Below are 15,364 nucleotides of genomic sequence, written 5' to 3'. Positions count from 1 at the left end.
CCCCACCGTCGTCTCCGGACCCACACCCCGCGAGATCAGATACCGCGCAAGCCGATTGACCCGCGCATCGAACTGCGCATACGTCAACGACCCGCCCTCGAACACCACCGCAATCGCATCCGGCGACGCAGCAACCTGCGCATCGAAGCGATCCAGCAACGTCGCCTCCGGCACCGGATGCGACGTATCGTTCCACCGCTCGAGCACCGCAATACGCTCATCGGCGCCCAGCAAATCGATATCCCCCACCCGACACGACGGATCAGCCACCACCGCCTCGAGGATCCGCACGAACCGCTCCGCGAACCCCTCCACCGTCGAAGCATCGAAGAGCTCGGTCGCATACGTGAACTCGATACCGAAGCCCTGGGACTGCTCATCCGCACCGGCCAGATCGGTGACGGTCACCTGCAGATCGAACTTGGCGATCTGCGCATCGAAGTCCACACCCGAGACACTCAGACCGGGCAGCTCGAGCTCCGCAGCCGCCAAATTCTGGAAAGTCAGCATCACCTGGAACAACGGATGACGCGCCTGCGAACGCGCAGGATCGAGCACCTCCACCAACCGCTCGAACGGCACATCGGCATGGGCGAACGCATCGAGATCCACCCGGCGGACCTCATCGAGGAACTCCCCGAACGACACCCCACCATCAACCGACGTCCGCAACACCAACGTATTGACGAACATACCCACCAGATCATCGAGCGCAGCCTCACCACGACCCGCGACGGGCGTCCCGATCGCAACATCGGAACTCGCGCCCAACCGCGACAACAGCACCGCAAGAGCAGCATGCACCACCATGAATTCCGTTGCACCACTGCGTCGTGCCACCTCGGTGATACCCGCACGAACACGACCATCGATCGTGAACCCATGCGAGGCGCCCCGGTAACTCGACACCACCGGACGAGGCCGATCCCCCGGCAACGTCGACTCCTCCGGCAGATCCGCCAAAGCAGTGCGCCAAAACTCGGTTTCCCGCGCGAGCAGCGACTCCGGATCGGACTCGTCGCCGAGGACCTCTCGCTGCCACAGCGTGTAATCCGCGTACTGGACTTCCAACGCCGACCACTCCGGGACCGCGCCCGCGGCCCGCGCTGCGTACGCCGTTGCCACGTCCCGGGTCAACGGCCCCATCGAGAACCCGTCACCGGAAATGTGATGAACTACCACAACCAGCACATGCTCTTCCGGCGTGATTCGCAGCAGCCGCACTCGGATCGGAACCTGCTGCGTGACATCGAAACCGGCAGTCGCGATCTCCGTGACACGTGCCGGGACCTCGTCGGCCGCGACAGTTTCCGGACGTACCTCGACGACGGTCCCCGAGACAGGCAGAACCTTCTGGAAACCGACTCCGTCGATCTCCGGATACACCGTCCGCAACGACTCGTGCCGCGCCACCACATCCGACACCGCGGCCTGCAACGCATCGACATCCAACGATCCCGACAACCTGATTACCGCCGGAATGTTGTTCGCCGCCGACCCCGGATCCAACCGGTTGAGGAACCACATCCGCTGCTGCGCCAACGACAACGGAATCTGTGCCGGACGCACCCCCGCAACCAACGGAACCCCGGCACCCCCACCGGACACCTGCTCCACCCGCACCGCCAGTTCCCCGACGGTGGACGCCTCGAACAGCACCCGCACCGGCACCCGAGTATCGAGTGCCGCGCCCAGGCGCGCGCCCCCCGGGGGCGCAATCAGCGAGTTACCACCCAAAGCGAAGAAATCATCATCGAGACCGACCCGCTCGACGCCCAATACCTCGGAAAACACCGACGCCACAACCTGTTCGACGGGTGTCTGCGGGGCCCGGAACTCCCGAGCTTCGAAGACAGGGGAAGGCAACGCCTTACGGTCCAACTTGCCCGACGAACCCACCGGCAACTCATCGAGCACCACCATCGCCGACGGCACCATATAAGCCGGCAACACCGCACCCAACCGACGCGACAACACCACAGAATCCACCGACGCACCCGCAGCCGGCACCACATACGCCACCAACTGCTCACCCGCATGCGCATCCGCACGCACCAGCACCACGGCCTGACCGACACCATCCAAGCCCAGAAGAGCAGATTCGATCTCACCGAGCTCGATCCGCAACCCCCGCAACTTCACCTGAAAATCGGTACGACCGATGTACTCCAACTCCCCATCAGCAGACCACCGCACCAGATCACCCGTGCGATACAACCGCTCACCCACACCGAACGGCGACGCCACAAAACGCTCCGCCGACAAATCCGGCCGCCCCACATACCCACGAGCCAACTGCACACCCGACAGATACAACTCACCCGCCACACCCACCGGCACCGGCGCCAGTCGACCGTCGAGCACAAACACCTGCGTATTCCACACCGGCACACCGATCGGCACCGACACCACATCGGCATCGGACACCTCGTGGAACGTCACATCCACCGCAGCCTCGGTCGGACCGTACAAATTGTGCACAGCAGCATCCGGAAGTACCGCCCGCGCCCGCGCCGCCACCGGCGGCGACAACGCCGCACCCGATGCGAACACCAACCGCAGACCCGACAGATCCGAGACCCCGGCCTCGGTTACGAACACCGCCAACATCGACGGCACAAAATGCGCCACCGACACACCACGCTCGGCCATCACCTTCGCCAGATACGCCGGATCCCGATGACCGTCCGGAGCAGCAACCGCCAACCGCGCACCCACACCCAACGGCCAGAAAAACTCCCACACCGACACATCGAACGTGAACGGCGTCTTCTGCAACACCACATCCGCTCCGGTGAGCGAGTATTCGTGCTGCATCCACTCCAGACGATTGACGACCGCCCCGTGCGAGACCGCCACACCCTTCGGCCGGCCCGTCGAACCCGACGTGAAAATCACGTATGCGGTATTCGAGGGTCGCAGCGGCGAAATCCGCTCCTCGTCCGAGACCGGCGCGGCCGACACCTCGGCAAGATCGAGAGTGTCGATCGACACCACCGGCACCGACACCGGAACGTCGAACCCGTCCCGCGACGTCGACACCACCAACACCGGCGACGCCATCTCCACGATGTAGGCGTTGCGCTCGGCAGGCTGATCCGGATCGATCGGCACATACGCGCCACCGGCCCGCACGATCGCATACATCCCGACCAACAGATCCAACGACCGGCGCACCTCCAACCCGACGGTTGTTTCCGGACCCACACCCCGCGAAATCAGATACCGCGCAAGCTGATTGACCCGCGCATCGAACTGCACATACGTCAACGACTCGTCTTCGAACACCACCGCGACCGCATCCGGCGACGCAGCAACCTGCGCGTCGAAGCGATCCAGCAACGTCGCCTCCGCCACCGGATGCGACGTATCGTTCCACCGCTCGAGCACCGCAACACGCTCATCAGCGCCCAGCAGATCGATATCCCCTACCGGACCCGACGGATCAGACACCACTGCCTCGAGAATCCGCACGAACCGCTCCGCGAACCCCTCGACCGTCGAAGCATCGAACAAATCGGTGGCATAGGTGAACTCCGCATGGAAGCCGTCCGGCGAACCATCCTCCGCGAACCCGTCCGACAACGTCACCTGCAGATCGAACTTCGCGATCTGCGCATCGAAGTCGACACCCGAGACACTCAGACCGGGCAGCTCGAGCTCCGCAGCCGCCAAATTCTGGAAAGTCAGCATCACCTGGAACAACGGATGACGCGCCTGCGAACGCGCAGGATCGAGCACCTCCACCAACCGCTCGAACGGCACATCCGCATGCGCGAACGCATCGAGATCTGTCCCCCGAACGGTATCGAGGAACTCCCCGAACGGGACCCCACCATCAACCGACGTCCGCAATACGAGCGTGTTGACGAACATACCCACCAGATCATCGAGCGCAGCCTCACCACGACCCGCGACGGGCGTCCCGATCGCAACATCGGAACTCGCGCCCAACCGTGACAGCAACACGGCCAACGCAGCATGGACGACCATGAATTCCGTTGCACCACTGCGGCGTGCCACCTCGGTGATACCCGCACGAATACGACCATCGATCGTGAAACCGTGCGACGCACCCCGGTAACTCGACACCACCGGACGAGGCCGATCCCCCGGCAACGTCGACTCCTCCGGCAGATCCGCCAAAGCACTGCGCCAGAACTCGGTTTGCCGCGCAAGCAGCGACTCCGGATCGGACTCGTCGCCGAGAACCTCACGCTGCCACAACGTGTAATCCGCGTACTGCACCTCGAGCGCCGACCACCCCGGCTCCCGGCCCGCGGCCCGCGCTGCGTACGCGGTGACCACATCACGAGTCAGGGGCGCCATAGAGAACCCATCGCCGGAGATGTGATGAACCACCACAACCAGAATGTGCTCTTCCGGCGCGACACGCAACAACTGCACCCGGATCGGAACCTGCTGCGTCACATCGAAACCGGCACCCACAACCTCGGCGACCCGCCCCGCAACATCCTCGGCAGCCACGTCCAGAGCGCGCACCTCCACGACCGCGTCGCCGGCACCGAGCACCTTCTGGAAACCGACCCCGTCGACCTCCGGATACACCGTCCGCAACGAGTCGTGCCGTGCCACCACATCCGACACCGCGGCCTGCAACGCGTCGACATCCAACGATCCCGACAACCTGATCGCCACCGGAATGTTGTTGACCGCCGACCCCGGATCCAACCGGTTGAGGAACCACATCCGCTGCTGCGCCAACGACAACGGAATCTGCGCCGGACGAGTGCCGGCCACAAGAGGCACGCGACCCGCAAACGACGACGACTCGAGCAGACCCGCAAGCGCTTCGACGGTCGAGGCTTCGAACAACACCCGCACCGGCACCTGCGTATCGAGTGCGGCACTCAGGCGCGCGACCGCCTGCATCGCGATCAACGAGTTACCACCCAGCGCAAAGAAATCATCGTCCGCACCGACACGCTCGACACCGAGCACCTCGGCGAACACCGACGCCACAGTCTGCTCGACAGCAGTCTGCGGCGCCCGGAACTCACGAGTCTCGAAAGTGGGCGAAGGCAACGCCTTACGATCGAGCTTGCCACTGCTGTTGAGCGGAAACGCATCGAGCACCACAAACAACGACGGCACCATATACCCCGGCAACAACCCCGAAACAAACCGCACCAACTCGCCGCGATCCACCGTGGCCCCCACAACAGGCACCACAAAGCCCACCAACTGATCCCCGAGATCCGAGGCCGACACCACCACCGCAGCCTGAGCGACCGAATCGTGCGACACCAACGCCGCCTCGATCTCACCGAGCTCGATCCGCAACCCCCGCAACTTCACCTGAAAATCGGAACGACCGATGTACTCCAACTCCCCATCGGCGTTCCACCGCACCACATCACCCGTGCGATAAAGACGCTCACCCACACCGAACGGCGACGCCACAAACCGCTCCGCCGACAAATCCGGCCGACCCACATACCCACGAGCCAACTGCACACCCGACAGATACAACTCACCCGCCACACCCACCGGCACCGGCGCGAGTCGGCTGTCGAGCACAAACACCTGCGTATTCCACACCGGCGCACCGATCGAAACCGACACGGTATCGGCGTCGACGACCTCGTGGAACGTCACGTCCACCGCGGCCTCGGTCGGACCATACAAATTGTGCAACCGCACCCCCGGCAGCACCGACATCAACCGGCCCGCCACCGACGCGGGCAACGCCTCACCCGAAGCGAACACCAACCGCAACGACGACGCCGCCCCCACCGACGCCTCCGCCACGAACACCGCCAACATCGACGGCACAAAATGCGCCACCGACACACTGCGCTCCGCCATCACCGTCGCCAGATACACCGGATCCCGATGACCGTCCGGAGCAGCAACCACCAACCGCGCACCCACACCCAACGGCCAGAAAAACTCCCACACCGACACATCGAACGTAAACGGCGTCTTCTGCAACACCACATCCGCTCCGGTGAGCGAGTATTCGTGCTGCATCCACTCGAGACGATTGACGATCGCCCCGTGCGAGACCGCCACACCCTTCGGCCGGCCCGTCGAACCCGACGTGAAAATCACATACGCCGTGTTGTCCGGACGCAGGACACTGCGCCGCTCGTCGTCACCGATCCGCTCGGCAGAGAACCCTTCCAGATCCAGCCGATCGATCTCTATCGCCTCGACATCCACCCCGGACGGCACCTCGAACCCATCACGGGCCGTCGTCACCAGACACACCGGATCAGCAATATCGAGCACATGCCGAATCCGATCGGCCGGATGATCCGGATCGATCGGCACATACGCGCCACCGGCCCGCACAATCGCATACATCCCCACCAGCAGATCCAACGACCGGCGCACCGCCAACCCGACCATCGTCTCCGGACCCACACCCCGCGAGATCAGATACCGCGCAAGACGATTGACCCGCGCATCGAACTGCGCATACGTCAACGACTCGCCCTCGAACACCACCGCAATCGCGTCGGGATTCGAAAGGACCTGCGCATCGAACCGATCCAGCAACGTCGACTCCGGCACCGGATGCGACGTATCGTTCCACCGCTCGAGCACCGTCACCCGCTCATCGGCGCCCAGCAGATCGATATCCCCCACCCGACACGACGGATCAGCCACCACCGCCTCGAGGATCCGCACGAACCGCTCCGCGAAGCCCTCGACTGTTGCGGCATCGAACAGATCGGTGGCATACGTGAACTCGATACCGAAACCCTTCGACTGCTCACCCGACCCGGCCAGATCGGTGACGGTCACCTGCAGATCGAACTTCGCGATCGCCGTGTCGAATTCCAGTGACTCGACCGACAGGCCGGGGAGCTCGAGGGATGTGACGGGCATGTTCTGGAAGGTCAGCATCACCTGGAAGAGCGGATGACGCGCCTGCGAACGGGCAGGATCGAGCACCTCGACCAACCGCTCGAACGGCACATCCGCATGCGCGAACGCCTCCAGGTCCACGTCGCGCACGCTGCCGAGCACCTCGTCGAACGACCGGGAGGTGTCGATCGGAGTCCTGAGGACCAGGGTGTTGACGAACATGCCGATCGCATCGTCCAGCGCGGCGTCCCCGCGACCGGCGACAGGTGATCCGACGACGATGTCCTCGGTACCCGACAAGCGGCCGAGCAGCACTGCCAACGCGGCGTGTACCAGCATGAACTCGGTCGAGCCCTGCCGGCGCGCGAGCTCTGCGATACGACGACGCAGGTCGGGACCCACGTCGAGCCGGTGCGACGCTCCTCGGTTGCTCGCCACCGCGGGGCGCGGGCGATCCCGTGGAAGCTCCAGCTCGTCGGGAAGCTCCGCCAGCGTCCGGCGCCAATAGTCGAGTTGTTGTGCCATGAGCGACGACGGGTCGTCTTCGCTGCCGAGCACCTCGCGCTGCCAGAGTGCGTAATCGGCGTACTGCACCTCGAGGGGTTCCCACTGCGGAGCACTACCCGAGGCCCGGGACACATAGGCGGACATGACGTCCCGTGTCAGGGGGCCGGCGGAGAACCCGTCGGCGGAGATGTGGTGGACCACCACCACCAGCACGTACTCCTGGTCGGAGACACGCAGCACCCGCACCCGGAACGGCACCTGACGGGTGACGTCGAATCCTTCGGAGACGATGTCGGTGACGCGGGCGACCACGTCGTTCGGGGAGATCGGTTCGGGCGTCACGTCGACGACGAATTCCGAGACCGGCAGCACCTGCTGACTGCCGACACCCTCGTGGTCCGGGTAGATGGTCCGGAGCGACTCGTGCCGGGCGATCACGTCGGAGACCGCGGACGACAGAGCCTCGACCTCGACCCGCCCCACGAGCCGTATCGCCAACGCGATGTTGTTCACCGCAGAGTCGGGATCGAGCCGGTTGAGGAACCACATCCGCTGCTGCGCCAGCGACAACGGCACCCGATCCGGACGGACCTGGGCGACCAACGGCGCACGCGTGTCGCCCCCGGAAGCCGATGCGGCGTCGACGAGCACCGCGAGTTCGGCGGCGGTCGGCGCATCGAAGAACTCGCGGACGTCGATGCGGACGTTGTGGTCGGCACCGAGTCGTGCCACCACGCGTGTCGCACTGAGCGAGTTGCCGCCAAGGTCGAAGAAGTCGTCGTCCACGCCGAGTCCTTCGACGCCGAGAACCTGCTCGAAGGCAGCAATCACAGTGTGTTCGGTCGGGGTGGACGGCGCGCGGTACTCCCGCTGGAGTGAGCTGAAGTCGGGTTTCGGCAACGACTTTCGGTCGAGTTTTCCGCTCGCGCCCAGCGGGAAGGCGTCGAGTGCGACGAACAGCGAGGGCACCATGTAACCGGGAAGACGCCGCCGCACCGCCTCCGCGAGTTCGGTGCGGTCGATCTCGCGGCCGTCGGTGACGAGGTAGGCGACGAGGTGGTCGCCGAGGGTGGGTTCGTGGTGCACCACCACCACGGCTTGACGCACCGTCGGGTGGTCGAGTAGCGCCGATTCGATCTCTCCGAGTTCGATGCGTAGTCCGCGGAGCTTGACCTGGAAGTCGGTGCGGCCGATGTACTCGAGTTGCCCGTCGGCGTTCGTCTTCACGAGGTCGCCGGTCCGGTACATGCGGTCGCCGGCGTCTCCGAACGGGTCTGCGACGAACCGGTCGGAGGTCAGATCGGGGCGTTGCAGGTAGCCACGCGCCAACTGGACCCCGGCGAGGTACAACTCGCCCTCGGATCCGTCCGGAACCGGACGCAGACCCTCGTCGAGAACGTAGAGACCGGTGTCGGCAACCGCCGCGCCGATAGGGACGACGGTGTCGCCGGGCGCGGTGGCGTAATAGGTGACGTCGACCGCGGCTTCGGTGGGCCCGTACAGATTGTGCAGGCTCGCCGAGGACAGTTGATGGAACCGCGCCACCGTCTGCGGAGGCAGCGCCTCACCGGACGCGAAGACGTAGCGCAGAGAAGTCACCGATGCAGCGGCAGGCTCCTCGAGGTACACCGCGAGCATCGACGGTACGAAGTGAGCGATCGTCACGCCGTGGTCGATCATGGTGCGGGCGAGGTACCCCGGATCGCGATGGCCGTCGGGCGCTGCGATCGTCAGGCACGCTCCCACCTGTAGCGGCCAGAAGAACTCCCACACCGACACGTCGAACGTGAACGGGGTCTTCTGCACGACCACGTCGTCGGCGCGCATTCCGTACTCGGCCTGACGCCAGGCGATGTTCGCGACGATCGCGCGGTGTTCGACCGCCACGCCCTTGGGCCGACCAGTGGATCCGGAGGTGAAGATGACGTACGCCAGGTGGTCGGCGGTCAGCGCGCCCGTCCGCTCCTCGGGCCGGACGGGTTCGTCGGAGACGCCCGACAGGTCGATCGTGTCGACTGCCACCGTCGGAACCGTCTCGGGCAGGTCCACGTCGTCTCGTGCGGTCGTGACGACGACTGCGGGTTCGGCGATCTCGAGGACGTAGGCGAGCCGATCGGCCGGGTGATCGGGATCGAGAGGCACGTATGCGCCACCGGCCTTGACGATCGCGTACATGCCCACGAGCAACTCGAACGAGCGCCGGACGGCCAGACCGACGCGGACGTCGGGCCCCACACCGAGGTCGATCAGGTGCCGCGCGAGGCGATTCGCGCGCGCATCGAACTCGCGATAGGTCAGGGTGTCGTTCTCGAATCGGAGCGCCGTCGCGTCCGGTGTCGCCGCCACCTGCGCATCGAACTTTGCGGCGAGGGTGTTCGGGTCGGCTACCGCCGGCGCGACCGCGTCGTTTCCGAGCACCACCAGGGCGTCGGAGAGAAGCGACTCGACGACCGCGGGAAGTCCTGCGCCGCCGAGCAGTCCGGGAGCGACGGTCGACAGCACGACGGGGAGGAGAGCGTCGAACCCGAGCGCGCCACCCATCGCCGCGTCGAGGGTGGATATCTCCTGGTGCAGGCTGCCGTAGGTAAGCCGGGTCTCGCCGTCGACGAGGGCTACACGGTCGGGCTCGACGTCCGCCACGGCGGCGAGCACCCGAGGCAGATCGCCGATTGCCAACGCCGGATTGCCCGCCACGTCACTCGTCATCTACCCCATCCTCCTGAAATAACCTGCGCTCGCTGTATCGCTCACGCGACCCCCGACGGTACTGTCCGAGCGTCGAACGACATCCGATCCTCGATTATCCCGAACGGACCGACGCAGAACTAATCCGCGGAGATCACTCCCTCCGCCAAGGCGATCACCTCCCGCACGAGTTGTGCGAGGCCGTCCGCCCCCAGTTCGGGCAGCATTCCCGGCACCAACCCGTTGAGCACCACCGATACGAGCGCTTCCGCGGTCAGCGCACCGCCTGTGGTCGTCGTCATCGTGTCCAGGCGTCCCGCGAACTCACCGAATGTGACTTCGCGTTCACCGTGTGCGAAGGCCACCGTCTCGGGTGCGACCGTGGCTGCTGCCGTCACGAGCGCGGGAAGATCCGCCACCGTTCGCGCCTTCCGCGGCCGTGCGGCACGCGCACGTTCCTCGTCCGAACGGATGTCGATCGACCGCAGCACCGTGCGAGGGTCGGTGGCGACGGCATCGAGGATCCGGACGAAGCGCCGACCGAGCGTTTCCACCGTTGCCGCGTCGAACAACGCCGTGGCGTAGGTGAAGGTCACCGCGAGATCCTGAAGCGCACCACCCGGCGAGAACTGTTCGACGATGGTGCACTGCAGATCGAATTTCGCTTGGTCTACGCCCGTCTCGAGCGGAGTCACTGCCAGACCCGGCAGTTCGAACGTCCCTGTTTCGATGTTCTGGAACGTCAGCATCGCCTGGAACAGCGGTGTGTAGGAACTGCTCCGACGTACGCCGAGACGTTCCACGACCCGTTCGAACGGCACGTCCGCGTTGCCGAACGCGGCGAGATCCTTTTCCCTGGCCTGTTCCAGCAGGTCCGAAAACGTCGACGAACCGGTGACGCGGGTACGGAGCACCAGGGTGTTGACGAACATGCCGACGAGACCGTCGAGTGCTTCTTCACCACGACCCGCCGTCGGAGTGCCGACGGTGATGTCGTCGCTGCCGGACAGCCTGGAGAGCAGCACCGCAAAGGCGGCGTGCATCGCCATGAATACGGTGGCGTGGTGTTCCCGTGCGACCTTCTCGATACGGACGGCGAGTTCCTCACCGACGTCGAAGGTGATCGATGCACCCGCGGTGGACTGCCGGGCCGGTCGCGGACGGTCGGTGGGGAGCTCGAGCACTTCGGGTGCGCCCGCGAGTTCACTTGCCCAGTAATCGAGTTGACGTGACAGTTCGCTGTCCGGATCGTCCTCGGAACCGAGGACGGACTGCTGCCAGAGCGTGTAGTCCGCGTACTGGACCTCGAGTGGCTCCCAGCCCGGGGCCTGTCCCTGCGCACGGGCGGTGTAGCCGAGCATCACGTCGCGGACGAGCGGTCGCATCGAGTAACCGTCCGAGGCGATGTGGTGCGCCACCACGGCCAGCACATGTTCGCTCGCCGAGATCCGGAACACCGCCATCCGCACCGGAGGCAGCGAACCGGTGACATCGAATCCGGCGCCGAGGATCTCGGTGAGACGGTCGACGAGTTCGCCGGGCGTCACATCGATCGGGGTCAGAGCCGGAACGACCTGAGCAACCGGCAGGACGACCTGCACGGGGCCGTCCTCGGTGTCCGGGTAGACGGTCCGGAGTACCTCGTGCCTCGCAAACAGGTCGAAGACCGCGTTCTGGAGGGCCTCGGTGTCGAGTTCACCGGTCAAGCGCACCGCAACCGGGATGTTGTAGACACCGGAGTCGGGATCGACCCGGTTCAGGGTCCACATCCGCTGCTGCGCCAACGACAACGGAATACGTTCGGGTCGCGGTCCGGCGACGAGGGGGGCGCGAGCCCCCGCTCCGACGGAAGGCTGGATATGGGCGGCAAGGGCCCCCACCGTGGGTGCCTCGAACACCTTGCGCACGGCCACCTTCGTGTCGAGCGCCGCGCCGAGACGTGCCGCGAGTTGTGTCGCGAGCAGGGAATTGCCGCCGAGGGCGAAGAAGTCGTCGTCGAGACCAGCCCGCTCCACACCGAGCAACTCGGCTACTGCATCCGCGACGACTTCCTCGACCGGGTTGGTCGGTGCGCGGAACTCGCCTGCCTCGACGGCCGGATCGGGCAGTGCCGCCCGGTCGAGTTTGCCGTTGGTGCTGAGCGGCAGCGCATCGAGTTCCACGAACGCCGACGGCACCATGTACGACGGAAGCCGTTCGGCAAGTGCGGAACGGACCACGTTCTCGTCGAAGTCCCCGTCGCCGACCGGAACGACGTAGGCGATCAGCCGGTCGCCGGTCCGGGCGTCGGAGCGCACCGCGACAGCGACGTCGCGCACGTCCGTGAGGTCGCGCAGAGCGACCTCGATCTCGCCGAGTTCGATCCGGTATCCGCGAATCTTCACCTGGAAGTCGGCGCGGTCGAGGTACTCGAGTCGGCCGTCCCGGTTCCATCGCACGATGTCGCCGGTGCGGTACATGCGTCCGCCGCCGAACGGATCCGCGACGAATCTGTCGGCCGTCAGATCCGGGCGGTCGTGGTAGCCACGCGCCAGTTGGGCGCCCGCGAGGTACAACTCGCCTGCCACACCCGGGGCGACCGGACGCAGCCGCCCGTCGAGAACGTGGACGGCGGTGTTCCACTCGGGCACACCGATCGGGACGATGACCGTGTCGGCATCGTCGACCTCGTGCACGGTGACCGAGACGGCAGCTTCGGTCGGACCGTACAGGTTGTACAGCGCCGCCGAATTCGCCTGGCGGAATTGCTGTGCCACCGGAGCCGGCAGGGCCTCGCCGATCGCGAGGACGCGACGCAGCGACGGGGAAAGCGGGCCCGCCGCCACGGTCATGAGCATCGACAGCATGGACGGAACCGTGTGCAACGTGGTGACGTTGCGGTCACGGAGCAGTCCGAGCAGGTAGTCGGGGTCCTGATGACCGTCCGCAGTTGCCACGACCAGACGCGCACCGGCCGTGAGCGCCGACCAGAACTCCCACACCGACAGGTCGAAGGTGGCGACAGTCTTGAGGAGTACGGCATCGTCCGGGCCGAGTCCGAAGAAGCTGCGCTTCCACAGCAACTGGTTCACGATCGCGGCGTGCGGAACGGCAACACCCTTCGGCCTGCCCGTCGAACCCGAGGTGAAGATCACGTAGGCCGTGTGGTCCGGGCGCAGCGGCGCGGTCCGCTCGATGTCGGTGACCTGCGTGTCCGCGACATCGGAGAGGTCGACGCGGTCGAGTTCGACCACCCGAACCTGCCCGTGTCCGACCGGGTCCGTACTCGTCGTGACGATCGCTGCGGGTGCAGCGGTGTCGAGGATGTACGCGTTCCTCTCGGCAGGCTGCGCGGGGTCGACGGGCACATACGCAGCGCCGGTCTTGGCGATCGCATACATCCCGACCAGCAATTCAGGCGAGCGCCGAACTGCAAGTGCGACACGATCTTCGGGTCCCACACCGAGCGAGATCAGATGACGGGCGAGCCGGTTCACCGACGAGTCGAACTCACCGTACGTCCACTGCCGGCCCTCGTAGTCGAGTGCCACGGCATCACGCCGGGTGGCGACCTGCTCGTCGAACAGGTCGACGAGGGTGGCGGATACGCCGGTGTCGTGGGTGGTCTCGTTCCGTTCGGTGAGAACGTGGCGCTCGGGCGGGAGAAGCAAAAGGTGGTCGCCGACCGGCGCAGCGGGATCCTGGACGAACGCACCGAGTAGCTGCACGAGCCTGTCTGCGACCGCTTCCACGGTCTCCCGCTCGAACAGATCCGTCGCGTAGGTGAGGATGGCGTCGATCCCGTCCGGCGTTCCGTCCTCGCGGTAACGGTCGGTGACGATCAGATGCAGGTCGAACTGTGCGACGCCACCTTCGAGGTCGATCGGCGTTACGGCGAGACCGGGCAACTCGAGTTCCGCCCGGCGCTGGTTCTGGAACGAGAATCCGACCTGGAACAGCGGGTGCCGTGCGGTCGAGCGCGCCGGATTGAGGACCTCGACGAGTCGTTCGAACGGTATATCGGCATGCGCGAACGCCTGCAGATCCGTTTCACGGGCAGCGACGAGCAGATCACCGAAGGAGTTGCCGCCGTCCACCTGCAGCCGCAGCACGAGCGTGTTGACGAACATGCCGATAAGGTCGTCGGTTGCCTGCTGGTCACGGCCCGCGATGGGTGTGCCGACCGCGATGTCACCGGAACCCGACAGCCGGGCGAGCAGCGCCGCGAACGCGGCATGCACGGCCATGAACACCGTGGCATTCTGCGCCCGAGCGAGGTCGCGTAGCTCACCGTGCAGGTCGGCACCGATGCGGAACTCCACACGGTCGCCGCGGAAGTTCTGCTGTGCCGGCCGCGGTCGATCGAGCGGGAGATCCAGCTGGTCGGGCAGGTCGGCCAGGGACTCACGCCAATAGGCGAGCTGCTTCGCGGCGGTCGAGTCCGGGTCGTCTTCGGAGCCGAGCACCTCGCGCTGCCACAGCGCGTAGTCCGCGTACTGCACTTCCAATGGCGCCCATGCCGGTTCGGTTCCGGCGGTGCGCGCGGAATACGCCGTCATCACGTCACGCACCAGCGGCACCATCGAGGACCCGTCGCCACTGATGTGGTGCACGACCGTCACCAGCACATGGTCCTCGTCGGTCACGCGCAGCAGATGCATACGCACGGGCACGTTCGTCGTCACATCGAATCCGGCCGAGACGATCTCGCGCATCCGGGTCTGGAGGTCTGTCGCCGTGACATCTTCCGGGGCCAGGTCCACCGACGCCTGCGCCGCCGAAAGGATGCGCTGAACGGGACCGGACTCCGTCTCCGGGTAGACGGTGCGTAGTGATTCGTGCCGGGAGAACAGATCCGCGACCGCGTCGCGAAGCGCTCTGATGTCCAGTGCACCGGTCATCCGCAGGGCGAGCGGAATGTTGTATGCGGTGGAATCCGGGTCGAACCGATTCAGGAACCACATCCGCTGCTGCGCCAACGACAACGGAATCTCCGACGGCCGCACCCGCGCAACCAATGGAACCCCGGCACTCCCACTGGACAGCTGCTCCACCCGCACCGCAAGTTCCCCGACGGTGGACGCCTCGAACAACACCCGCACCGGCACCCGAGTACCGAGCGCCGCACCCAGACGCGCCACCACCTGGGTCGCAACCAACGAGTTACCACCCAAGGCGAAGAAATCATCATCGAGCCCCACACGCTCGACACCGAGCACCTCGGAAAACACCGACGCCACAACCTGTTCGACGGCGGTCTGCGGTGCCCGGAACTCCCGAGCCTCGAAGACAGGGGAAGGCAACGCCTTACGATCGAGCTTCCCACTGCTGTTGAGCGGAAACTCATCGAGCACCA

Annotated in this window: 1 protein-coding gene and 1 pseudogene; both read right to left on the bottom strand. The window is 65.6% G+C overall.

From position 1 onward, the window contains the following. On the bottom strand, positions 1–10,050 hold a 10,050-nt coding region (locus tag TVH25_RS17050), incomplete at its 3' end, for an amino acid adenylation domain-containing protein (RefSeq protein ID WP_422424936.1). Positions 10,051–10,169: 119 nt separating this feature from the next. Further along, positions 10,170–15,359: pseudogene (locus TVH25_RS17045) on the bottom strand (amino acid adenylation domain-containing protein); the annotation flags it as partial. Positions 15,360–15,364: the final 5 nt, after the last annotated feature.

Origin of the sequence: Rhodococcus sp. 7Tela_A2, from assembly GCF_049311045.1 — a bacterium.
GTDB lineage: Bacteria > Actinomycetota > Actinomycetes > Mycobacteriales > Mycobacteriaceae > Rhodococcus.
The sequence above is the reverse complement of the archived record's forward strand: the minus strand, read 5'-3'. Positions and strand labels throughout refer to the sequence as shown.